This window comes from Rhizobium zaerense, assembly GCF_051810725.1.
Taxonomy (GTDB): domain Bacteria; phylum Pseudomonadota; class Alphaproteobacteria; order Rhizobiales; family Rhizobiaceae; genus Rhizobium; species Rhizobium leguminosarum_I.
The window spans coordinates 280858-304408 of record NZ_JBPWQY020000003.1 but is presented as its reverse complement, the minus strand read 5'-3'; the positions used below and the strand labels follow the sequence as shown (position 1 = coordinate 304408).

The following is a 23551-nucleotide window of genomic DNA, read 5'->3' as shown; positions in this document are numbered from 1 at the left end:
GGCCGCGTTGGCGGCTATGCTGTCAATAGCGCTCCGGCACGAGCATTTCAGGCGGAACCGGCGCCCTGTTGTAATCAGCGTGACGGATGCGGTCCGGCAACTGGATCTCCGGTTTCGGAACGTCCTCGTAAGGGATCTGATCGAGAAGATGGGCAATGCAGTTCAAACGCGCGCGTTTCTTGTCCACCGCCTGTACCACCCACCAGGGTGCGTCCTCCGTGTGTGTCCGTACCAGCATTTCTTCTTTGGCTTTGGTGTATTCCTCCCAATGGACACGGCTTTCCATATCCATCGGTGAGAGCTTCCATTGCTTCAGCGGATCGTGGATGCGCATCTTGAAGCGGAATTCCTGCTCCTCGTCGGTGATCGAAAACCAGTACTTGATCAGCACGATGCCGGAACGGACCAGCATCCGTTCGAATTCAGGCACCGAGCGGAAGAACTCCTCGAGTTCATCAGGGGTGCAGAACCCCATGACGCGCTCGACACCGGCGCGATTGTACCAGCTTCGGTCGAAGAGCACCATTTCGCCGGCGGTCGGAAGATGCGGGACATAACGCTGGAAATACCATTGATGACGTTCCCGCTCGGTAGGCGCGGGCAGCGCGACCGTCCGGCAAACGCGCGGATTGAGCCGCTGGGTTACGCGCTTGATCGCGCCTCCCTTGCCAGCCGAATCCCGGCCTTCAAACAGCACCACCACCTTCAGCTTCTTATGCTGAACCCAATCCTGCAATCGCACCAGTTCATGCTGCAGCCGGAAGAGTTCGCGGAAGTAGGTCTTTCGCTCGATCGTCTGCTCCGCCGATTCCGACATTCCTTCGGCGACCAGATCATCCAGCCGGTCTTCCTCCATCTGCATTTCCAGCTCTTCATCGAAGCTATCGGCAATCTCGGCCTTTATACGGTTGAGCTGGTCCTGATGTGTTTGCGACATGTGTTTCCCTTCCTGCTTTTGTTGACAGGAGCATGTCAGTGCGAAGTTTATATGACGACCACTGATCGAAGACTGAAACGGTTTACCCGGGTCCCTCGTTCCAAGCGAGGCTACAGCCGTCCTGTCCGGTACTGGTCGACAAGATTCCGGCAGGCGCGGATCGTCAGGGCCATGACGGTGAGCGTGGTGCCGGCGATGCCGCTGCCGGGGAAGGCGCTGGCGTCGGTGACGATGAGGTTCGGGGCATCCCAGACCTGGTTGTAGGGATTGAGCACGGAAACTTGCCGGTTTTCGCCCATGCGCGCGCCGCCCGTCTCATGGATTGCGGCGCCCATGCACATGGTCTTGCGGAACCATTTGCGGAACATGAAGCGGCTGAAGGCATCGGCTTCGGGAAAGGCGCCCTTGCCCATTTCCTTGAGGCCGGTGGGCGAGCCGATGAATTCGAGGTCGCCGCCAATCTCCCTGATCATGGCGATCAGCGTCTCCTCCTGCCTTTTGAGCAGTACATGCTCCTCCTCCTGCATGACGCAGCGGATATGCGGCACGGGAATGTTCCAGGCATCCCTGCGCCTGACGTCAAGCGTGATGCGGTTGTCGGCATAGGGCAGCATGCGGCCGAAACCGAAGAAGGCGAGACGTGCATCTCTGTCCCCGGAGACGGGCGCGCGGCCGACGCTTCCCTGGTAGTCGAAATCGCCGCGGGCGGCGTCGCCCTCGCCGAAGCGGGGAATGAAGATCCCGCCAGACGGATTGTAGAACGGGTCGGTCGGCGCGGAGTCGTCGGGCGCCCAGCCCTTCGCCTTCGAAAAGGAGCCGAAGGCGAGGCACGGCAGCTGGTCCATGAAATAGCGACCGAGAGCCCCCGAGCTGTTGCCGAGCCCATCCGGATGTTTCGCCGAAACCGAATTCAACAGCAGCCGCACGCTCTCGATTGGCGAGGCCGAAAGCACCACCGTCGCGGCGCGCGCCGTCGATACCGCGCCCGTGTTGCGATCGATGCATTCCGCGCCGGTGGCGCGGCCGGTCTTCTCATCCGTGGTGATGCGGCGAACGACGGCGTCGTAGCGGATGGTCAGCTCACCCGTCGCCTTTGCTTCTCGCAGCGGTCGCGGCATGCGGTCGGCGTCGGGCGCAATGTAGCGCCAGGAGACGACGTGCCTTTCCGGCCAGCGGTTTTCGACCGCCTCCTTGAAGATCTGTTCGGCGGGCGTCAGGCTTGCCGGCTTCGCATAGATGCCATCCGGCAGGGTAGCCACGTTGTCCTTGTTGCCGTAGAGCCCGAGATAGGCCTCGACCTCGTCGTAGAAAGGCGCCAGCTCGTCATAGGAGACCGGCCAGTCCACGCCCTTTCCGGCGCGCGAGCGGATCTTGAAATCGTCGTCGGTCCAGCGCAGCAGCACCCGGCCGAAACTGTGGAGGCGCCCGCCGCCCTGGCGGCCGCGGATCCAGAGAAAGGGTTCGCCCTTCGGCGTCGTATAGGGGTTCTTGCGGTCGTTGACGAAGAAGTGGCTGAAGCGCTCGGTGAAAAAGGCTACGCGCGCCTGGATCGGCTGGCCCTTGAGGGTGGCCCGCGCGCGCTCCCAGATATTGATGCTGCTTGCCGGCGCCTTCTTGCGGGCGGGATCGAAATCCTTCGGCCCGACAGCCGGGCCGGCCTCGAGCAGCAGCACCGACAGTCCCTGTGCCGTCAGTTCCTTTACCGCAAAAGAACCCGCCGCGCCGGAGCCGATCACCAGCGCATCATAGACGATCTCAGACATGTCTTTTCAAATCCTGTCCTGGAGCAATCCTCAAAACGGCGCGAAGGGCGTCGGGAATTGCGGGAAAACAAAGGGATGACGCGTTACAGCCGCGATCCGTCAGCGCCGAAGAGGGATGCCTTGGCGATATCGAGCCCGGGAGCCAGAGCATCGCCGGGCTCAAGGGTGATATCGCCCATCAGCCGGAGCGACAGGCTCTGGTCTGCCCAGTCGAACCAGACGACGGCGTCCGAACCCATCGGCTCGACGACGGACACACGGCCCGGAATGGTGGGCAGGCCGCTCGTGGCGCCATCGAGCACAAGGTTTTCCGGGCGAAAGCCGAGTGTAGCGGGTCCTTCCGCTGCGTCCGCTCGAAAGGAGTAACCGGAGAGATCGACAGTGAGCTCCTTGCTCTGGAAGACCAGCGCGCCGTTGCCGCGCTCGATCCGGCCCTCGGCGAAATTCATTGCCGGAGCGCCGATGAAGCCGGCGACGAAGAGATTGGCCGGACGGCGGTAGATCTCGGCCGGCGAGGCGAGCTGCTGAATGACGCCGTCGCGCATGATGGCGATGCGGTCGGCCAGCGTCAGGGCCTCGACCTGGTCGTGGGTGACGTAGATCATCGTGTTGCCGAGGCGCTGGTGCAGCTTCTTGATCTCGACGCGCAATTCGTTGCGCAGCTTGGCATCGAGGTTCGACAGTGGTTCGTCGAACAGGAAGACATCCACTTCACGCACCAGCGCCCGTCCGATGGCGACACGCTGGCGCTGGCCGCCGGAAAGCTCGGCCGGACGCCGGTCGAGCAGCTTGTCGAGCTGAAGAAGCGCTGCGGTACGGGAAACACGAGCCTCGATTTCGGCCTTCGGCAGGCCGGCGACCCGAAGTCCGAAGGAGAGGTTCTTGCGGACCGACATACGCGGATAGAGCGCGTAGGACTGGAAGACCATGCCAATGCCGCGGTCCTTCGGCTCCTCCCAGCTGACATTCTTGCCTGAAATCCAGACCTCGCCTGATGTAATGTCCTGGAGACCGGCAATGGCGTTCAGAAGCGTGGACTTGCCACAGCCGGAAGGGCCGAGCAGCACCAGGAACTCCCGCGGCGCGATATCGATCGACATCTTCTCGATCACCGTATGGTCGCCATAGGCGATCTTCAGATCCTTGACGGAGACGGCAGATTGCATGGAAGCGTTACCCCTTGACTGCGCCGGCCGCGATGCCGCGCACGAACCAGCGGCCGGACAGGAAATAGATGGCAAGCGGAACGATGGCGGTGAGGATCGTCGCCGCCATGTTCACGTTGTAGGTCCGCTCGCCCATGGTGGTGTTGACGATATTGTTGAGCTGCACGGTCATCGGCAGGTTGTCGCGCCCGGCAAAGACGAGACCGAGCAGGAAGTCGTTCCAGATGCCGGTGAACTGCAGCATGGAGACCACGACGACCATCGGCACGGCAATCGGCAGCATGATCTCGAAAAAGATGCGCCAGAAGCCCGCGCCGTCGACGCGCGCCGCTTTGCACAGTTCCTCCGGCACACTGACGAAATAGTTGCGGAAGAGCAGCGTCACCAGCGGCAGGCCGAAGATGATATGCACGAGAATGATACCGGCGAGCGAATTATAGAGGTCGATATTCGCCATCGCTCGGACCATCGGATAGAGGAAAATCTGGTAGGGGATGAGGCCACCGGCCATCAGCAGGCCAAAAAGCAGGTTTGCCCCGCGCGGCCGCCAAAGCGACAGCGCATAGCCGTTGACGGCGCCGATGAAGACCGAGAGCGCCACCGAGGGAAGGGTGATCGCCACCGAATTCCAGAAGCCGCTGCGAATGCCGACGCATACCGTTCCCATGCAGGCGCCCGACCAGGCGGTAGCCCAGGCGGAGAAATCGAGCGTGGCTGGCAGGGCAAAGATCTGCCCGAGCCGGATTTCGTCCATGGACTTCAGCGAGGTGACGACCATGGTGTAGAGCGGCAGAAGGAAGAAAAGTGCTGCGACGACAAGGAAGGCATAGAGGCCGATGCGCCCGGCGGTGATCTGTGCCGGCTTCGGGCCATTCGGATGAGAACGGGTCATCACGCGGCCCCCTTTGCTTTGCCACGCATGTGCATTGCATAGCGGAACGGGACGACTGCGATGATCACGCCGAGGACAAGCACCGTCGCGCCAGCCGTGGCGAGGCCAAGGTTCTGGCGCCCGAACAGATTGTCCATGATGAATTTCGCCGGCACCTCCGTCGCATTGCCGGGGCCGCCATTGGTCATGGCGACGACGATGTCGTAGGTCTTGATCACGCCCATGGCGAGCAGCATGCCGGCCGCGGCCAGCGCCGGCCCGAGCTGGGGCAGGATAATCGAGATATAGATACGCCAGACGGGAATGCCGTCGATCCGCGCCGCCTTCCATTGCTCGCCTTCGATGCCACGCATGCCGGCGAGCGCAATGACCATGACGAGCCCCGCGCCCTGCCACACGCCGGCAAGCACCAGCGCATAGATTGCCATGTCGCGATTGACCACCCAGTCGAGGACGAAGCTTTCCCAGCCGAGCGAGCGCACGCTTGCCTGGATGCCGAGCGTCGGATTGAGCATCCATTGCCAGATCAGCCCGGTCACCACGAAGGACATGGCGTAGGGATAGAGGAATATGGTCCTGAAGGCGCTTTCGAAGCGGATCTTGCGGTCCAGCGCCGCGGCCAACAGGAAGCCGAGCAGCAAACAGCCTGCGACGTATAGGACGCCGAAGATCAACACGTTTTGCAGCGATGCCAGCCACTTGGCGGAAGAGAAGAGCTTCGAATACTGCGCCAAGCCGACATAGGTCGAGGACGGAAAAAGCGTCGAATTGGTGAAGGACAGGCGGATCGACCAGCCCATGGTGCCGATGAAGACCACGACCGCGACGGACCATGTCGGCAAAAGGGCGATGGTCGCGGAAAGATTGGGCTTGCGTTTGATGGACATCGGCCAGCTCGTTGACGGGTGGAAAGCAGGGCTCGCACCGCCGCGCGAGGCGGCGGCCGGCAGCTGTGGCGTCGACATCAGGCCGACGCCACAGGCGCTATCCTACTCGAAGATGGCGAAGAAATTCTCGGCTGCGGAGGCCGTATCTTTCGAGCCGCCACTCCAGTATTCGTCGACGTAGTCGTCGAGCGCGCCAACCTGCTGGGGCGTCAGCACGATCGCCTGATCCGGCACGATCGCACCCGCGGCCATCAGCTCGACACCCTTCTGGGCGCAGACGTCCAGTTTCGACTTGTCGACGTCGGAGCGCATCGGAACCGAACCCTTCTTGAGCGCGAATTCGACCTGGATAGCCGGGTCCATGACGACTTCGGCGAGAAGTTTCTGTGCCTTGTCGGTCTCGGCCTTGCCGGTCTTCGGGAACCAGAGGGCGTCGGCGATGTAGACCATGCCCTTCGACTCTGGCACGATCATGCAGCCATAGTCTTTGCCCGGCTCCTTGCCGGCAACGGTGAATTCGCCCTTGGCCCAGTCGCCCATGAACTGCACGCCAGCCTTGGCGGTGATCAGCATGGCGGTTGCGTCGTTCCAGTTGCGGCCGGCTGCACCCGCATCGACATAGCCACGCAGCTTGCCGAGGATCTCAAGGGTCTTCTTCACGCCTTCGACGGATGCCGGGCTGTTGTCCTTATCGACATAGATCTTCAGGAAGCCGTCGATCCCCACCTGCGAGAGCAGGATCATGTTGAAAACCTTGGTTTGCTGCCAGGGCTGGCCGCCCCAGGCAACCGGAACGATGCCGGCAGCCTTCATCTTGTCGAAATCGGCAAAGAGCTCGTCCCAGGTCTTCGGCTCTTGCGAAATGCCGGCCTTCTCGAAAGCTTCCTTCGAATAGAAGATCCAACTTTCACCATGGGCGCCGGTCGGCGCAAGGTAGACCTTACCGTCATAGGAGATCAGATCGTGGATCGATTTCGGCAGGGCGTCGGCCCACTTGCCGGCGGCGGCCACGTCGTCAATTGGATTGAACAGTCCCTGGTTGATGAAATCTGCGGCAGCGAGACCGATGACGCCCTGCTTGGCGCCGGGCGCGTCACCGGCGACGATACGGTTCTGGAAGGCGGCATCGGCCGCGCCGAAGCCGGCGATCGAGGAATCCTTCCAGACGCCGCCACGCTTTTCGAACTCGGTTTTGATGACGTTGAGGGCAGCCGCTTCGCCTCCCGACGTCCAGGACGACATGATCTCGATCGTCGGCTTGTCCTCGGCATAGGCCGAGGCGAAGAGGCCGGCGAATGCGGCGCCGGCAAGAAAAAGCTTCATCATATTCTTCATCGTTCCACCTCTTGAAAATGCCCTCTTTGCGGGGCGTTTTGTTGTCTTTGCGATGACTGTCAGCGATAGATCGGCAGGAGCGCCTGCCGGACGAGCGTGAGCCCGTTGGCGATGTCGCGGACGGGATCGGGCGCGGCATCGAGTTCGAGGATGGCCCAGCCTTCATAGGCCCGGTCGCGCAGCAGCCGGATCCAGGCCGGCCAATCGACCCGTCCGAGGCCGAAGCTGCAGAAATAGGGCTGGTGGCGTTCATGGATGTGTTTGTCGATCGGCGTGTCCGAGGGCATGGGGCCGATCGCATCCTTCCAATGGGCGATGATCATGCGCTCGTGATGACGATCGACGAGCTGGATGGGATCGGAGCCGGCAACGATGATGTGGGCCGTGTCCGGGCACATGTGCACATAGGCCGGATCGGTGAGCAGCATCATCAGATCGACATCGCGTGCGGCGGCAAAGATCGAGTGCGCCTCGGTGTGCAGCGCCAGCCGTACGCCCTTGGCATGGAGGGTTGCGCCGAGCCGGTTCAGGAAATCGGCTATCACCTTGGCGCGGTCGAAATCGTGGAATTGCACTGGCTGGGCGCCGAGCGTCTGGCGCAAGGGGGCGCCGATCACCATGATGTCGCTGCCGCAGGCTTTCAGGAAATCGGCATATCGTTCCGCCTTGTCGATCAGCGCGCGCTGCGCCTCGGGCTCAGCGAAGTCGCCCGCCGCCTCCAGTTCCGCGAAGAAGCCGCTGCATAGCGTCAGGCCGCGTCGTGCCAGCTCGGCTGCGAAGGCGTCGACGGAACCGTAGGTCTTGATCGCGTCCTGCCAGTTGAAGGGAGAGAAGGTCAGCTCGACACCGGTAACGCCGGAGGCCTGGACGCTGTCGAGAACCTTGTCCCAGAAGGCACGCGGTTCGGCGCGGGCATAGCCGACGATCGCATCATGGCTGTCGACGCCCCAGAAGCCGGGATGGAAGAATGTCACGAGATCGACGCCGAAGCGCAGCCTGTCAGTAGCCATAACCTGTCCATTTATCGAGGCATGACCTACCCGCGTGCGGAAGAGCCGTTCCGCATCCAATAAGCCATGGATTTTCATCGCATTAAGGAATGGCAATCGTTTGCCATGTCTAGATAATAGCCAAGCCGGTTGTTTAAGCAAGCGGTTTTTGGCAAACGTTTGCTATAAATCGTCGCCTGCCTTAGAGTTGCAAACCGAAGCATCCGGGAGACCGAAATAAACATGAATAAAAACAAGGATGTGGTGGGAGAGGAGCCATCGGGTGCATTGATGGCCGATGTCGCGCGGCTCGCCGGCGTTGCGATATCGACAGTCAGCCGAGCGCTCGCCAATCCCGGACGGGTCAACGAGAAGACGCGCGCCAAGATCAATGCCGCAGCCAGGCAACTGGGCTACACGCCGAACGCTATGGCGCGCGGCCTCAGGGTCGGCAAATCCAATATCATCATGATCATCCTGCCGGGATCGCTCTACTACGGCGCCTCCCAGATCATTCCGCAGGTGCTGCAGAGCATCAACAAGTCGCTGATCCAGGGCGGCTACAACCTGATGATCGCCAACCTCGATCGCGACGAAATTTCCGAACGGCATATTCTCGACCTCGCCTTTGGCGGCAGCGTGCGGGGGGCCATCATCCTGTCATCGAAGCTTCCGGAGGTCGACGGGCGCTCGCTGGCAAATTCCGGTCTGCCGATCGTGTCGATGCTGCTCGACATGAGCGATGCAGGCCTGCAGAGCGTCATCACGAACGACCGCGAGGCTGTGCGCGACGTCACCGCCGAACTGATCCGATTGGGTCATAGACGGTTCTTCTATCTTGCAGGGCCTGAAGGCAATTATCACGATGTCGAGCGTTATAGCGGTGTGCTCGAGGCGCTCAAGGCGGCTGGATTGTCCGAGGGCTCGGTGCGTCGCTCGGGCGGTCATCTCGATTATCAGCACGGCTTCGACATCGGCGTCCAGGCGGCGGACGATTTCGCCAAATTGACCGAAAAGCCGACGGCAGTCATCGCGACTAGCGACGATATGGCCATTTCATTTGTCAGCCGTGTCCAGCGGAGAGGCGTGAGAATTCCCGGTGATCTGTCCGTCGTCTCCTTCGATGGCTCCCCGGTCTGCGAATTCTGCTCTCCGCCGCTCTCGACGATCAAGCAGCCGGTGGAAGAGATGGGACGCGCGGCGGTGGATCTCCTGCTCGGCGCCATTGGCCAGACGCAGAATGAGGCGGCGGTGCGCACCGTCATCCGCAGCAGCCTTATCCCGAGGGAGAGCATCGCCGCTCCGAAGAGCTGACGGAGCCGGCCGCGGCGAATGCGAGGGGAGTCCCAGTAGTCGAAGGCGCCGATGTCAGATGGCCAAATCTGGAGGATATAACTGTCGGTTCGGCGTCTACGCCCCAGCGCGTAGTCAGATCTTCTTCGGAGGTATTGAGCCTGCTCTTGCGCGACCGACGTCGTGAAGTTGGTGGATTGATCCGGTATCGAACAGCCACAAGCACCGTTATTGTCGCGGCGACGAACCGAGCCCCTATTGCGATAAGCCCAGCTTGGAAAAGTCGAACCAATGGAGATTGCCATCACGAAGCGCGGGTTCCCATAGTCACATGTTCGAGCAGCGCGAGCAAACCTTTGAGGATGTCTGTCGGTGATGGCGGGCAGCCTGGAAGATGGAGATCTACCGGTATGACTGCCGAAACCCCGCCTACAACGGCATAGCTATCGGCAAAGCAGCCGCCGTCGCGCGCGCAGCTACCCAAAGCGACAACCCATTTTGGATCAGGCGTGGCGTTATATGTCCGCTCCAAGGCCTCGCGCATGCTCCCGGTTACCGGCCCGGTGACCAGCAGCACATCGGCATGTCGCGGCGAGGCGACGAAGCGAATCCCGAAGCGCTCGATGTCGTAGAAAGCATTGCTAAGAGCGTGCATCTCCAGTTCGCAGCCATTGCAGGAGCCGGCGTCGACGGCGCGGATCGACAGGCTGCGGCCGAGATGCCGGCGAGCAGCCTTGTCGATGGCGGACGCAAGCTCTTCCATAGCAGCGTCCGAGCGGGAAGGAGCGCGTTCGGTCAGGGGCGCGCGGATCAGGCTTTCGAAGAGGAGTCTGCGCATGAGTGCCTGCCTTCAGAGATCATGACCGGAATAGGAACAGTTGAACGATTTGTTGCAGAGTGGAAAATCGGCGACGATATTGTCCTCGATCGCAGCTTCCAAAAGCGGCCATTGGAACCAGGACGGGTCGCGCAGATGGCATCGGTCGATCCTGCCGTTTTCGGCGAGGCGGAGCCAGACCAGCACATCGCCGCGAAAACCTTCCACAAGGGCCAGACCTTCGTGTGTTTCAGCAATGTCCGGAATATCGATGCATACCGGACCAGCCGGCAGTTGATCCAGGATCTGCGCGATCAGCGACAGGCACTGTTCCACCTCGCGAATGCGGATCCAGACCCGGGCATTGACATCGCCCTCGCCCAGGACCGGGACCTCAAAGAGGAGGCTGTTATAGGGCGGGTAGCCAAGCGCGCGCCGGGCGTCGAATCCGCGCCCGGAGGCCCGCCCGATATAGCCGCCGGCACCGTACTGGTGGGCAAGTTCCGGACTGAGGATACCGGTGCCAACCGTTCGGTCCTGAAGCGAGGCGGTATTGTCGTAGAGTTCGACCAGTGCCGGGAAGGTCTGCCCGATCTCGGTGGCCACAGCCCGCAGAGCAGCCGCTCCCTTGTGCTCCAGATCGGCGGTAACGCCGCCGGGCGTGATGCGGTCCCGCATCAGGCGATGGCCAAACGCGATGTCGGCCGCGCGCAGCAAGCGCTCGCGCAGCACACCGCAATGCGTGTGCATGAGTGGAAAGGCCGCGTCGTTGCAGATGGCGCCAATGTCGCCGAGATGATTGGCCAGCCGTTCGACCTCGGCCATCAGCGCGCGCAGCCAGATGGCGCGCGGTGGCACCTCAAGCTGCACGGCGGCCTCGACCGCCCGCGAAAACGCGTAGGCATAGGCGACCGTGCTGTCTCCTGACGTTCGTCCAGCAAGTTGCACCGCCCGGTCGAGGCTTGCGCCCGTCATGAGCGCCTCGATTCCCTTATGGACATATCCGAGGCGCTCTTCGAGACGGACGATCGTCTCGCCGTTGGCCGTGAAGCGGAAATGCCCCGGCTCGATGATGCCGGCATGCACCGGCCCGACCGGGATCTGGTGCAGGCTGTCACCCTCTGCGCGGAGGAACGCATAAGGAGCGGTTTCGGGTGGAGGGGGAAGTCGGTCGCCCAGTGGAAACTGCAGGCCCCAGCGGCCGTGATCGAGCCATGGGCGCGGATCGGGCAAACCCTGCGGGACCAACCCAACCAAATCGTGGATGGCGCGCTCTAGCCGGAGGGCCGGCGGATGGTATTGCGCGACAGAGGGATAGCCGCCTTCCAGTCCTTCCAGAGTGATGACGCCGATCATGCCCGTTGGCTCTTCCAGCAGCGCCATGTGGACTGCGGCGGTTTCGCCCCAAAGCCCAAGCAAGGTCCAGCGCCCTTGCGCGAGTGCCGCCGTTGCCGATGCCCAGACCTTTGGATCGACGGTCGCGCGTTGCCAGGGGCGATGGTGTTGAACCGGATGGCCTTCCAGAATGAGATCGGTCAGCGCTGGCATCGAACGGCTCTCCCTATCATCGAAGAAGGTTGGCTATATGCTGGAACCAGGCGACCAGCGGCGGCGGCAGGTAAATGCCTGCGCCCAGCACCAGCGCCAGATGGGAATACATCGGTATGTAGGAAGCCTCGGCCGGCGCGGTGCTGCCGCGCGGCTGTCCGAAGGCAACGCCGGTGAGCCGCAGCAACAAAGCACCGAAGGCGATCAGAAGGCCGAAGACGAGCGGAAGGGCGAGCAGGGGCTGACGGGCAAAGGTGGAGCTCACGACGAGGAACTCGCTCATGAAAATTCCCAGCGGCGGCAGGCCGGCAATGGCAACGACGCCGATCACCAGCCCCCAGCCGAGTCCCGGATGCGTTTCGGTGAGGCCGCGAATGCCGGAAAGCCTTTGCGTTCCCTTGATCTGTGCGATGTGGCCGACGGCAAAGAAGATCGCCGATTTGGTGAGCGAGTGCATGACCATGTGCAGCAGCCCGGCGAAATTGGCGATCGGCCCGCCCAAGCCGAAGGCAAAGACGATGATGCCCATATGCTCAATGGAGGAATAGGCGAACAGGCGTTTGATGTCGCGGCGGCGATAGAGCATGAACGCGGCGAAGACGAGCGATATGAGCCCCATCGTCATCATCAACGGCCCGGGGGCGATCGCCTCGGGACTGGCGGCAAGCAGTATCTTGAAGCGCAGAACGGCATAGAGCGCGACATTCAGAAGGAGGCCGGAGAGCACCGCCGAGATCGGCGTCGGCCCCTCGGCGTGCGCGTCGGGCAGCCAGGCATGCAGCGGCGCAAGACCGACCTTGGTGCCATAGCCGAGCAGCAGAAACACGAAGGCGACATTGAGGAGAGCAGGGTCGAAGGCGGCAGCGTGCTCGATCAGGAAGGTCCAGACCATGGCGTCATAGCCTTCGCCGACGACTGGCTGTGCCGCCATATAGACGAGAATGGTGCCGAACAGCGCAAAGGCGATGCCGACGCTTCCCAGAATGAAATATTTCCATGCGGCCTCAAGCGCTTCGTGCGTGCGGTAGATGCCAACCATCAGCACGGTCGTCAGCGTCGCAAGCTCGACGGCGACCCACATCAGACCGATATTGTTCGACACGAAGGCGAGGTTCATGCCGAACATCATGGTCTGATACATGGCGTGATAGAAGCGAAGGTTCGCGGGCGTTAGCCGGCCGGTTTCCAGTTCATGTGCGATGTAGCTGGCGCTGAAGATACTGGTGGTGAAACCGACGAAGGCGTTGAGGACGATGAAGACGATATTGAGATCGTCGACGAGGAGATACAGTCCCGGTATCGGCCTTGTGGTCACGAGCAGCGAAAGAGCAGCAAGCAGGGTCAGCAGGCTCGCGACGACGTTCAGCCGGGCCGTCAGCCGATAGCCGGGCAGGAGCGCCAGCATGGCCGCCGCAACGACCGGTATCAGAAGAACGGCCGTGACAGCATCGAAGGCCAGAACGGGGAAGAAAGCGTTCATTTCCGCCTTCTTCCCTTGAAATCATCGAGCGCACGGACATCGACGGTGTCGAACCGTTCGCGGATGCGAAACAGGAAGACGCCGATGACGATGAAGGCGATCAGGATCGAGAAGGCGACGCTGATCTCGACGACCAGCGGCATGCCCTTTGCGCCGGTCGCAGCGAGCACCAGTCCGTTCTCGAGCGACATGAACCCGACGACCTGGCTGACGGCATTGCGGCGCGTGACCATCACCAGCAGCCCGAGCAGCAGAACTGACAACGCGAAGGCAAGATCTTCGCGCGCCAAAGGATTGGCTTCAGGCGTGACGCGCAGCATGACCACCATCGCCAGTGCGACAAGTCCGATACCGGCCAGCATTGTCGGGCCGATGCCGACGACGGTCTCGATCTCACGGTGGATGCCGAGTTGCCGGATCATGCGGTGGAGCGCCACGGGGATGATGACGGCCTTGAAGACAAGCGCAATCGCCGCCGTCAGGTAGAGATGTGGAGCATCCTGGACGAAAGCTTGCCAGGCCACCGACAGCGTCAGCACAAGCGAATGCAGCGCAAAGACGTTGAGCAGCGCGTAAAGGCGATCCTGATACAGCATCATCATGCTGACCAGCACCAGACCACCGGCAAGCATGTGGGCAATATCGAAAACAAGACCGCTCATCACAGGCTCCTCGAGACAAACAGCAGGAGGGTGGCGAGCAGGCCAAGCATGAGTGCCGCACCCAGAAACTCCGGCACCCGGAAGATCCTCATCTTGGCGGTGGCGGTTTCGAACAGGGCAAGCAGCATGCCGCCGACCGCAAGCTTGGCGAGGTAGGCGAGCAGGCCGACCGGATATGCGGCGGGGCCCGCCCCTGGGACCGCGAGTTTCCAGGGGACAAACATGCAGGCGATCAGGGAGATGTAGAGCAGCAGCTTGAGAGAGGCGGCCAGTTCGATCATCGCGAGATGACGGCCGGAGTATTCTAGCACCATGGCCTCATGCACCATGGTGAGTTCAAGGTGTGTTGCCGGGTTGTCGACTGGGATGCGGGCATTTTCGGCAATCGCCACCATGATCAGAGCGATCAGCGCGATGCCAAGCGAAACCCGTAACCCCACCTGTGGAGAGGTCATGAAGGCGGCGATGGTAGAAAGCTGGCTCGAGCCGGCGACAAGCGCAAGCGTAAAGATGATGAGCAGCATCGCCGGCTCGGCAAGCGTCGCGATCATAACCTCGCGGCTCGATCCGAGGCCGCCGAAGCTGGTGCCGACATCCATGCCGGCAAGTGCCAGCAAGAAGCGCCCGCTGCCAAGCAGGGAAATGATGGCGACCAGGTCTGCGGTCCAGCTGAACATGAGCCCTGTCGCGAAGGTCGGAATGATCGCCGCAGCAACCCAGGTGACAGCGAAAATCAGATAAGGGGCTACCCGGAACAGCCAGGACGCATTCTCTGCCAGTACCACTTCCTTGCGCAGAAGCCGCAGGATGTCGCGGTAGGGCTGGACAACGGATGGCCCCTGCCTGCGCAGCAATCGCGCCTTGACCTTGCGGATGAAGCCGGTCAGCAGCGGTGCCAGCAACACGACCGCTGCCATCTGGACTGCCTGGACGAGGAGGGCGGAGATCACGACCATAGCGCCAGCACAAGGAGCAGGAAGACGAGCGCCAGGAAGACCAGGCTCAGATAGCGCCTGATGGTGAGGAATTGCAGGTGATTGAGCTTTTCTGCGATAGACGCAACGGCGCCTACGATAGGCACGTAAAGCCCATCCCAAATCAGATCACGCGATACGACGGTAAGACGCGCCGGCCGCAGATCGCCCGGCGCTGGCATATCAACCTGTTCGCGCGCCCGGAAGGCGAGCGTCCCGAAAACCCGCCTGATGGGCTGGGCGAAGCTGCCGGCAGTATATTGCGTTGCAGGATCGGCCTCGGGAAAGCCGCAGTCCCAGGCGGGTGCCCGCCGCAGAGCCCGCGAGGCGAAGCGGTGGACGAGATAGGCCGTAAGCGACGCCGAGAACGCGGTGAACAGGAAAACGAGCAGGCCATTATAGGAACTGCGGGTCTCAGTGATCGGTACGATCGACAACCATGGGACCCCCATCTGTACCGGCATGCTGGTGCCGATCAGGGCGAGCGTCACGGGGGCGAGACTGTCCATGACGACCCCAGGCAGAATGCCGGCGAGAAGGCACAATGCGGCCGGCACGAACATGGCGGCAAGCGACAAGCGGTCGACCTCCCGTGCTTGCCCGGCCACCAGCGTTCTTGGACGTCCAAGGAAGGTCACGCCGAATGCCTTGACGAAACAGGCAGCTGCGAGTGCTGCCGAAAATGCCAGCAAGCCACCGATAGCCGGGATGATGATCTTCAGCCCCCATTGCGGCAGCTCGGGGCTTTGAAGAACGGCCTGGAAGGCCAGCCATTCCGAGACAAAGCCGTTAAATGGCGGCAACGCTGAGATTGCCATACAGCCGACGAGAAACGCAAAACTGGTAAACGGCATCCGATGGATGAGCCCGCCCAGTTTCTCCATATCCGATTCGGCCGTCGCCACCAGCACGGCGCCGGCGCCGAAGAAGAGTAGGCTCTTGAAGAACGAGTGGTTGAGAACGTGAAACAGGGCGGCGGTGAGCGCCAATGCCGCCGCCAATCCCATGCCATTCGCCTCAAAGGCGAGTGCAAGCCCGAGGCTGACAAAGATAACGCCGATATTCTCGATTGTGCTGTAGGCAAGAAGGCGCTTGAGGTCCTTCTCCATCAGTGCGTGCAGGATGCCCAGCACCGCGGTCCCGCCGCCGAGAACCAGCACGACAACGCTTGACCACGCCGTCGGTGTGCCGAGCAGGTCGAAGACAACCCGGATGAAGCCGTAGACTGCGACCTTGGTCATGACACCGCTCATGAGTGCCGAAACATGGCTCGGCGCGGCCGGGTGTGCCAGCGGTAGCCAGACATGCAATGGCACGAGCCCTGCCTTCGAGCCGGCGCCGAGCAACAGGAGAATGAGCACAATGCCGGCTGTAGATGACGTGTGCTCGGCAGCGCGCATAGCGGCGAAATCGTAACTGCCTTCGGGGCCGGCGAGCAGGCCGAAAGCGAGGAGCAGGGCCAAGGTACCGAAGCTCGCCATGACGATATAGAGGTAACCTGCCTTCCGGTTGCCGGCGTCGCGATGGTACGCCATCACCAGTGCCCAGGAGGCCAACGACATAAATTCCCAGGAGAGCAGGAAGGTAAAGGCGTCGTCCGCCAGAACTACGAGGTTCATGCCAGCGAGAAAGGCCGGGAAAAACGGCAGTACCCGTTGCGGCGCACGTTCGTGACGGCCGTAGCCGAGCCCGTAGAGACTGGCGAGGGCGCCCCCGAGATTGACGACCACAAGGAAGAAGGCGGCAATCGCGTCGAGCCGGAAATGGGCTCCCAGCCACGGCAAGCCAATGGGGAGGGTGAGCGTTGACGTCGAGGTGGGAGAGATCGCCGCAGCAAGTTGGACGAGCGCGGTCGCAAAGGCGATACTCGAAACAACAAGGCTTGCGCCATAGATCACCTGTGTCGTGCGGCCGGACCGCGCAGCCAGGATCGCCAGGATCGCCGTTCCCAAAAAAGCCGTCGCACATAACAGCATGACGACCGCCGGCGTCATGGGTGGGGCCTCGGTGCGCGCACGGTTCCCGGTATTTTGGAGGATTTCCGCTGCATGGGCTCGACGCTGGCGGTTGCCTTCAGCCGGACCCCGCGCCCACCACCTTCGCTGACCGCGCCCTCGTTGATTACCTCGATGCCAGCGGTATCCAAGGCTTCGAGCAGCCGCATGAGCGAGTCCACATTGCCGCGAACCACATGGGCGCTTGACTCCATGCGCTGGATGGTCGGCACCGAAATCCCGGCCAGTCCGGCCAACTGCCGCTGGTCGATACCGAGAAGGGCCCTGGCGGCCCGCAGCTGAGCGGCAGTAATCACGATTCAACCATCGCTTTTATTACTCAGGCTCTGATATTCGAAGTCTACGCCCTCCTTATTGATGTTTCAAATCAATATTGCGAAGACATGAAGATCACGCTGAGGTCTCGAGACGCGCGTGAGACTTTGGTGGCGACCGACGGGCCTCCAAAGTCTCATGCGCGCGTTGCGATAGCCGCGGGTGGCCAAGACGCTTCCGCTTATCTTTTGGTGATTCTGGCGTATACTTGAAACTATGAATAGTTATCGCGCGATGGTGCGATCCTGGAGGTTTTGCCGACAAGCAATTCGAATCTTCGCTCTGGCACTCATTTTGGGTTCGGCATCCCTATTTTCCGCCGCACCGACAGCGGGTTCGGAGCGCGTCGCCCTGTTATTGCGGTTGAATGGCGCCGTCAGCCCGGCGTCGGCCGACTATGTGAAACGCAGCCTTGAGCTTGCCAACGAACGCGGAGTGACGCTGGTCGTTCTGCAAATGGACACACCCGGCGGCCTCGATACGTCAATGCGGGAAATCATTCGCGCAATCCTTGCCTCGTCCGTGCCTGTCGCGAGTTTCGTAGCCCCGAGTGGCGCACGTGCGGCCAGCGCTGGCACTTACATTTTATATGCCAGCCATATCGCTGCCATGGCGCCAGGCACCAATTTGGGTGCGGCAACGCCCATTGCCTTCGGTGGGAGCGGGTTCGACGGTGACGACGACCGTGACCGCAAGCAGCAACAGCCGCGCAACGCCCCAGAGGCAAAAGCAGTGAACGACGCGGCTGCCTATCTTCGAGGGCTGGCTGAGCTTCGCAATCGCAATGCCGACTGGGCAGAACGGGCGGTGCGCGACGCCGCAAGCCTTTCATCGATTGCTGCCCAACGTGCAAAAGTCATCGATTTCACCGCAACCACAGTTGATGATCTGTTGGCGCAAGCCAATGGTTATACGGTGCGCGTGGGAGAGGCGGACATACAGCTCGATACAACCGGTCTCATCGTCCAAAACGTCGAGCCCGATTGGAGGACGCGCCTGCTCTCGGTCATTGCCGATCCGAACGTGGCACTCATCCTGATGATCATTGGTATCTACGGCCTGATCTTCGAGTTTCTTACGCCCGGTGCGGTGATCCCTGGAACAGTCGGCGGCATCTGTCTTTTACTCGGTCTTTATGCTTTGGCCATGCTGCCGGTAAGTTACGCAGGAGTCGGCCTCGTCGTTCTTGCTGTCGCGCTGTTCGGTGCGGAAGCGCATACGCCGACGTTCGGCATCCTCGGCCTCGGCGGTGCGGTCGCGCTCGTTCTTGGCGCAACAATTCTCTTCGATACGGATGCGCCGGATTTGGAAGTGAGCTGGCCAGTCCTGGTTGGCGTCGGCATTTCAGGCCTTGCGTTCAGCTTCATTGTCGCTCGGCTTGCGTTCACCGCCCGCCGGCACGCCGTCGTGACGGGTGCGGAGCAGATGATCGGCATTTCCGGCAAAGTTTCCGATTGGACGGACACCACTGGCTACATCGTCGCCCATGGAGAGCGCTGGAGGGCGGTCTCCGCCGAACGGCTCACAGTTGGAGTGGATGTGACGGTCATCGCTCGAGAGGGGCTAACGCTGGAGGTTGCCCGCAAGCCGCTCGGAGATCAACGGCCGCTGGAAGGCAGGGAGAAAAGCGCATGACCATGTTTGGAGATTTTATCTTCTATGTCGTCGGGATCATCCTGTTGCTGGTTATCATCGCGAGTGCGGTCAAGATCCTGCGCGAGTATGAGCGTGCCGTTGTTTTCACACTTGGCCGATTCACCGGCGTAAAGGGCCCCGGATTGATACTGCTCGTTCCCTACGTGCAGCAGATGGTGCGGGTCGATTTGCGGACACGCGTGCTCGATGTACCCAGCCAGGACGTCATCTCTCATGACAACGTCTCTGTCCGCGTCAGTGCGGTGATTTATTTCAGGGTCATCGATCCTGAAAAGTCGGCGATTCAGGTCGAGGATTTCATGACAGCCACGAGCCAGCTTGCCCAGACGACGTTGCGCTCGGTGCTCGGCAAGCACGATCTCGATGAGATGCTCGCGGAGCGCGACAGGCTCAACGAAGATATCCAGAGAATGCTCGACACTCAAACTGACGCGTGGGGTATCAAAGTCGCCAACGTCGAGATCAAACATGTCGACATCAACGAGTCCATGATCCGTGCGATTGCCCGCCAGGCAGAGGCCGAACGCGAGCGGCGTGCGAAAGTCATAAATGCCGAGGGCGAGCAGCAGGCCGCGGCGAAGCTGGTGGAAGCGGCCGAAATCCTGGCCCGGCAGCCTCTGGCCATGCAGTTGCGCTATTTAAGCGCATTGAACGTCATTGCCGCAGAAGGGAACTCAACGATTATATTCCCCTTCCCGATGGAACTAGCTCATCTCCTGGCCGCCAGGACGGACACACCAACTAGAGCATCGGGCGATTAACAAGCAACGCACCCTGCTTCTTTGAAATAGATCCAGCAGTCGTTCCGTGTGAACAGGTCCGCAGACTTCCGACGGCTTTCCACAAGTCGTCGTAAGTTCTGGCCTTTTCTTTCGCAGCAGCGTCTTGAGTTTGGAGAAGGCCATCTCGATGGGATTAAGGTCCGGAGAGGGGGGCCACGCGGCTATCGCATGTGCGAGGCGCCAGATAGCGATGGCCAGTATTTCCATTATCTCTCCATGTGGCTGTTTGCGCTGGCCAGACTGGGCATGCCTGACTGTCGTATATGTCCTTCATGCGGAACTTCAACTGCCGCTGCGTGTTTCCTGCAGATGTCTGACAACGACTTTCGTATACATTGCGATATCTCGGCGCTTGCATCGCTGCGGACGCGTATTCGCGGCTTTGAATGGCCGCGCGAGGCTGCCGGCAGCGGGTGAGAACGGAAGGAAGTGCCTGATGGGTTGGTCCTTCAAGATCGGGACGGTCGGCGGCACGATGATACGCGTTCATATCACCTTCGCGCTCCTGCTCGTCTGGATATGGCTTGCGCATTATCGGGTCGGCGGCGCGCCGGCGGCGTGGGAGGGCATTGCCTTTATCCTATCCGTCTTTGCCTGCGTCGTATTACATGAGTTCGGCCATATTGTCGCTGCACGCTACTTCGGGATCAAAACGCCGGATATTACCTTGCTGCCAATAGGAGGTGTCGCCCGTCTTGAGCGCATGCCCGAAGAACCACATCAGGAACTGCTGATTGCCATCGCCGGTCCGCTGGTCAATCTGGCGATTGCCGGGCTGATCGTTCTCGTGCTCGGCGCATCGGTGGGCGTGGAGCAGATCATCGAAGTCGACGACCCGAAGATCGGCTTCTTCACGAGGCTCGCCGGCGTCAACATCTTTCTGGTATTCTTCAACATGATCCCCGCCTTTCCGATGGACGGGGGACGGGTGCTGCGTGCCGCTCTCGCTTCGCATCTTACCTGGTCGCGTGCGACGCAGATTGCCGCTGTGATCGGCCAGGGGCTTGCGTTCGTCTTTGGTTTCATCGGTCTCTATTATAACCCGCTGCTGATCTTTATCGGTATTTTCGTCTATCTCGCCGCGGCGGCAGAGGCGCAGAATGCGCAGATCCGTGAGATCTCCGGCAGCGTTCTGATCAGCGATGTCATGGTCACCAAATTCGCAAGGCTCGATCGTTCGGCGAGTATCGACGAGGCAATCGAGATGCTGCTTGCGACAACGCAACGCGAATTTCCAGTGGTTGATTCTGCCGGCCATTTTGAAGGTCTCCTGACGCGTGACGACATGATCCGTGGCTTGAAGGACAAAGGCCCCAACATGCCGGTCGCAAGCGCGATGCGCGTCGATATTCCAAAAATCCATCATCGCAAGAGCCTGGAAGAGAGCCTACGATTGATGCAGCAGGGAAATGTGCCAGCCATCGCCGTTGTAGACGGTGCTGATCATCTCATCGGCCTCATGACGCATGAGACGATCGGAGAAATGATGATGGTCCGCGCCGCGGTATCAGACGGTTTTCGATTTGGCCGCCTGCGCAGACACCAGTGAGATTAGCCGTGGGCTCACGGCCTTGTTCAAAGAGCCTTTGATAAGGAATCAGGCAGCGGATCGTGGCGGGACATGACAAAAACTTCGTCAACCTGCCGCCCAACGAAAACGAGAAGTACCTGTCCGCCTGAGTCGGGCGCGGGTCCTGCCTGCCCGCTAGCGGCCTGCGATGCCGGGTTAGAAAGACCGCAGCGCGGGCAGGCCGTCGATCAGCTTGGCGGTCAGTCCGGGATCAGCTCCTTCCAGGTTGAAACGGCTATAATGCAGTTTTATATAACATGCATTCGAGGGTTGAGGCGTCGTGTGCCAGAAGAGGCACATGTTTGCTGTGTGGCTTTTATTCATCGCCATTCTCCGGGCCGCTGACCATTTCAGTCCGAAACAAAGCAGCCAAGTTTGGTCTTGTCGCTTGTGGGCATGTGCAAGGTTTCTGAACTGAAACGGTAATTGCACTAAGATGCTTCCTGATCATCGGCCGAACCAGGCGCTTTCCGGCTCGAGCTTTTAGGGAAACTGATCATCATCGGTTTCAGCCGCGAAAAGTCGCCCGGGATTGTCGCAGCCAACGGCCGCGCTCTCAACGTTTTCTACTGTCTCGCCCATATCCATAACCAAGGAGCAAGCCACGTCGCTGGCTTGAAAACACACAATGAACAGACCGCAATCGCCTAACATTGGCTTGAAAAAGATATCTGCAAACACCGGCTCTCGAAGATCTTCCCGTATGGCCGGAAACGCAAAACAGCGTCATGAGCATTATCTCGCTCTTGCCCGCGAAAAAGCTTTATCCGGTGATCGGATCGAAGCCGAAAACTACTATCAGCATGCAGAGCATTATTTCCGCAGCGCCGCGGCCATTGAGCCAGCCGCACAGGAAACAAATCTGTAGTGGCGAGCGCCAGGCCCGCTTTTGCCCGATGCGACCGGCTCCGGCGGAAGCCAGCCTGAACAGCGCGTCCATCAGGGTCAAACTCCGCTTTCCTCTTGCCGAACGGGCGCCGTATGGCGGCGAAAGCACGCATATTGCTGAGCTTTTGGAACGGTCGCGTGTTTGCGGAGTTTCGACCTAAGCTGCCGCGGCGCTAAGGCTACCGTAGCCAGCGAACAATAACCTGTGAGAAGCCGTGCCGCGGTGCCTACGTGGGCTAGCACGGCGATAGACGACCAACGAGCGGCCTCGTTGGAACCGAAAGGGAGAATGATGATGGCCAGGAATGCAAAACAGGAACTGGTGAATTTCGTTGTCAGGCGTGCGCTCGATCCGGTCATGAAGGCAAAGCCGGACGGTCGACCGGAGGCTGAGAAACGCACGTTGGAACATGTCCAGGACGCGACCCGATCGGAGATCGAGCGCTATCGCGGCTACGGTTCTGCGCAGGAGGTCGTCGTCAACTTTCGGCGCGACCTTAATTCACCTGCCGCCGAGAAAGTTCATGCAGATCTCAAGGCACTGCACCTGCCGACCATCAACGACATCGAGGATGAGTTCGATGCAAAGGTGGAAGACCTTGGGGTTCAGGTTTCCTCCTAGCCTGCGGCCGGGTCGGAACATGCCGTCTCGCTCGTGTCGCAGGCCGCCTTCTGCGTCGTATGAAGTTTGATGTGCGGCTGGAAAAGTCGCGGCCCGGCAAGTTCGACTGCGCTGTAGTAGGTCCCGATATAGTGTGCATTTCTCGGAGATGGCTCTGAGCGCGCGGAGAATTATGGCGTCGCTTACTTGAGGATGCGGGAACCTTCTTGGTTCTCAGCAGCGATCGTGTGAAGGACGAGATCGACATTCTACCATGTCTTCGAAGCGATCGTCCGGATCGGCACCACTTGCTGCAGCGGCAGCCGCGATCTGCAAACCAGCGTGGCAATAATCTCGTCCTGCTTCGGCAATCGCCCGTTCTGGATCGGGCGTGGCGGGTGATAACTCCTTCGCCGACTCTATCCGCTGAGCGTGCTTACTTCTCCAATGAATGCGGACCAAAAATGAACGACCCGATTTGGACCAATGTATTCAATTCGATAGCCGTGGCCATGCGCTTTTCCCATGAAGCTGTTTGTGCCCATCAGGTCTGTTGTGAAGGCATCCTCATCTGCGTTTGTCGTTTCGGCAAAATTCGCCTTTAGCCAATTCATGCCGCGCTCCGAAGTAGCAACGACCTGCCAGATGCGCTCGGCGGTCTTTTCCACCCGTAAATCCATTTGCCGAAATCATTTGCCGAAATTGTTGCGCTGCTAAGAGATTGGGACTTACGGCGCGCCGGCCCGTTCGCCCATGAACTGAGCTGAATGGTAGATGTCTTCTCCCTCCGTTTGCCAATATTCTCACGATAACGCCTTCGGCGGCCAGACGCCGTTCACTGAAAGTGATTGCCGTGAAGTGGCCGTCTCATGACGCTCGACCACATCGGCTTCTGGCGCGCCATTCTCTCAACAATCGTCGGGCTGGCCGATGTAAACCCAAACCGGCCTCCAACGTCTGCCTTGGTGTCGTCGCTTATTT

At 60.6% G+C, this 23551-nt stretch carries 21 protein-coding genes and 1 pseudogene; 6 read left to right on the top strand and 16 right to left on the bottom strand.

The genetic code is table 11. From position 1 onward, the window contains the following. Positions 1 to 22: 22 nt before the first annotated feature. From ppk2 to ACS4RR_RS27830, 7 genes are all read right to left on the bottom strand, one after another. The gene (ppk2, locus tag ACS4RR_RS27860) at positions 23 to 937 is read right to left on the bottom strand and encodes a polyphosphate kinase 2 (protein ID WP_260112076.1); all 915 of its coding nucleotides are present in this window, start codon (positions 935 to 937) and stop codon (positions 23 to 25) included. Positions 938 to 1047: 110 nt separating this feature from the next. After that, positions 1048 to 2700 carry a GMC oxidoreductase gene (locus ACS4RR_RS27855; protein WP_456190413.1) on the bottom strand — a complete coding sequence of 551 codons (1653 nt, stop codon included), beginning with the start codon at positions 2698 to 2700 and terminating at the stop codon, positions 1048 to 1050. An 83-nt stretch (positions 2701 to 2783) separates the two neighbouring features. Next, positions 2784 to 3866, bottom strand: a complete 1083-nt coding sequence (locus ACS4RR_RS27850; protein ID WP_170281401.1) for an ABC transporter ATP-binding protein — start codon at positions 3864 to 3866, stop codon at positions 2784 to 2786. A gap of 7 nt (positions 3867 to 3873) precedes the next feature. Continuing rightward, positions 3874 to 4758, bottom strand: a complete 885-nt coding sequence (locus ACS4RR_RS27845) for a carbohydrate ABC transporter permease (protein WP_260112074.1) — start codon at positions 4756 to 4758, stop codon at positions 3874 to 3876. Then, entirely contained in the window at positions 4758 to 5645 is an 888-nt protein-coding gene (locus tag ACS4RR_RS27840; RefSeq protein WP_260112178.1) for a carbohydrate ABC transporter permease, read from the bottom strand. Before ACS4RR_RS27840 ends, ACS4RR_RS27845 begins: the two co-directional genes overlap by 1 nt. A gap of 102 nt (positions 5646 to 5747) precedes the next feature. Further along, positions 5748 to 6980, bottom strand: a complete 1233-nt coding sequence (locus tag ACS4RR_RS27835; RefSeq protein ID WP_260112073.1) for an ABC transporter substrate-binding protein — start codon at positions 6978 to 6980, stop codon at positions 5748 to 5750. 59 nt (positions 6981 to 7039) lie between these two features. Then, complete coding sequence (locus ACS4RR_RS27830) at positions 7040 to 7990, bottom strand: sugar phosphate isomerase/epimerase family protein (RefSeq protein WP_260112072.1); 951 nt, start codon at positions 7988 to 7990, stop codon at positions 7040 to 7042. Between the two features lie 222 nt (positions 7991 to 8212). On the opposite strand from ACS4RR_RS27830, the gene ACS4RR_RS27825 reads away from it, so the two are divergent. Continuing rightward, on the top strand, positions 8213 to 9283 hold the full coding sequence (locus ACS4RR_RS27825; protein WP_222384926.1) for a LacI family DNA-binding transcriptional regulator: 1071 nt from the start codon (positions 8213 to 8215) through the stop codon (positions 9281 to 9283). Positions 9284 to 9566: 283 nt separating this feature from the next. Here ACS4RR_RS27825 and ACS4RR_RS27820 read toward each other — a convergent pair whose 3' ends face one another. The 7 genes from ACS4RR_RS27820 to ACS4RR_RS27790 are packed head-to-tail and all read right to left on the bottom strand — an operon-like array spanning position 9567 to position 17054. Then, the gene (locus ACS4RR_RS27820; RefSeq protein WP_017968805.1) at positions 9567 to 10100 is read right to left on the bottom strand and encodes an NADH-quinone oxidoreductase subunit B family protein; all 534 of its coding nucleotides are present in this window, start codon (positions 10098 to 10100) and stop codon (positions 9567 to 9569) included. Positions 10101 to 10112: 12 nt separating this feature from the next. Continuing rightward, complete coding sequence (locus ACS4RR_RS27815) at positions 10113 to 11627, bottom strand: hydrogenase large subunit (protein WP_222384925.1); 1515 nt, start codon at positions 11625 to 11627, stop codon at positions 10113 to 10115. Positions 11628 to 11643: 16 nt separating this feature from the next. Beyond that, entirely contained in the window at positions 11644 to 13107 is a 1464-nt protein-coding gene (locus ACS4RR_RS27810) for a hydrogenase 4 subunit F (RefSeq protein ID WP_222384924.1), read from the bottom strand. Next, positions 13104 to 13769 (bottom strand): hydrogenase-4 component E, encoded by a 666-nt coding sequence (locus ACS4RR_RS27805; protein WP_026154626.1) that lies wholly within the window; start codon positions 13767 to 13769, stop codon positions 13104 to 13106. The genes ACS4RR_RS27810 and ACS4RR_RS27805 overlap by 4 nt, the downstream gene beginning before the upstream one ends. Beyond that, positions 13769 to 14725 carry a respiratory chain complex I subunit 1 family protein gene (locus ACS4RR_RS27800; protein WP_017968801.1) on the bottom strand — a complete coding sequence of 319 codons (957 nt, stop codon included), beginning with the start codon at positions 14723 to 14725 and terminating at the stop codon, positions 13769 to 13771. Before ACS4RR_RS27800 ends, ACS4RR_RS27805 begins: the two co-directional genes overlap by 1 nt. Further along, entirely contained in the window at positions 14716 to 16737 is a 2022-nt protein-coding gene (gene hyfB, locus ACS4RR_RS27795) for a hydrogenase 4 subunit B (RefSeq protein ID WP_222384923.1), read from the bottom strand. Before hyfB ends, ACS4RR_RS27800 begins: the two co-directional genes overlap by 10 nt. Beyond that, a complete protein-coding gene (locus ACS4RR_RS27790; protein ID WP_170277471.1) occupies positions 16734 to 17054 on the bottom strand; it encodes a helix-turn-helix domain-containing protein in 321 nt (106 codons plus the stop codon). Before ACS4RR_RS27790 ends, hyfB begins: the two co-directional genes overlap by 4 nt. A gap of 253 nt (positions 17055 to 17307) precedes the next feature. On the opposite strand from ACS4RR_RS27790, the gene ACS4RR_RS27785 reads away from it, so the two are divergent. Together ACS4RR_RS27785 and ACS4RR_RS27780 are read left to right on the top strand one after the other, a co-directional pair. Continuing rightward, positions 17308 to 18708, top strand: coding sequence for an NfeD family protein (locus ACS4RR_RS27785; protein WP_456190412.1), 1401 nt, complete (start codon positions 17308 to 17310; stop codon positions 18706 to 18708). Further along, the gene (locus ACS4RR_RS27780) at positions 18705 to 19490 is read left to right on the top strand and encodes a slipin family protein (RefSeq protein WP_170277473.1); all 786 of its coding nucleotides are present in this window, start codon (positions 18705 to 18707) and stop codon (positions 19488 to 19490) included. The genes ACS4RR_RS27785 and ACS4RR_RS27780 overlap by 4 nt, the downstream gene beginning before the upstream one ends. Here ACS4RR_RS27780 and ACS4RR_RS27775 read toward each other — a convergent pair. Next, positions 19487 to 19664, bottom strand: a pseudogene (locus tag ACS4RR_RS27775) (IS630 family transposase); the annotation flags it as partial. The gene ACS4RR_RS27780 and the pseudogene ACS4RR_RS27775 sit on opposite strands and share 4 nt — an antisense overlap. A 283-nt stretch (positions 19665 to 19947) precedes the next feature. Here ACS4RR_RS27775 and ACS4RR_RS27770 point away from each other — a divergent pair. The 3 genes from ACS4RR_RS27770 (at position 19948) to ACS4RR_RS27760 (ending at position 22591) form a co-directional block, all read left to right on the top strand. Further along, a complete protein-coding gene (locus ACS4RR_RS27770; protein ID WP_170277552.1) occupies positions 19948 to 21060 on the top strand; it encodes a site-2 protease family protein in 1113 nt (370 codons plus the stop codon). 649 nt (positions 21061 to 21709) lie between these two features. Continuing rightward, positions 21710 to 21949, top strand: a complete 240-nt coding sequence (locus tag ACS4RR_RS27765) for a DUF4167 domain-containing protein (protein ID WP_170277474.1) — start codon at positions 21710 to 21712, stop codon at positions 21947 to 21949. Between the two features lie 315 nt (positions 21950 to 22264). Further along, on the top strand, positions 22265 to 22591 hold the full coding sequence (locus tag ACS4RR_RS27760) for a hypothetical protein (RefSeq protein WP_246730999.1): 327 nt from the start codon (positions 22265 to 22267) through the stop codon (positions 22589 to 22591). Between the two features lie 398 nt (positions 22592 to 22989). On the opposite strand, the gene ACS4RR_RS27755 is transcribed toward ACS4RR_RS27760, so the two are convergent. After that, a complete protein-coding gene (locus tag ACS4RR_RS27755) occupies positions 22990 to 23238 on the bottom strand; it encodes a hypothetical protein (RefSeq protein WP_170259939.1) in 249 nt (82 codons plus the stop codon). Positions 23239 to 23551: the final 313 nt, after the last annotated feature.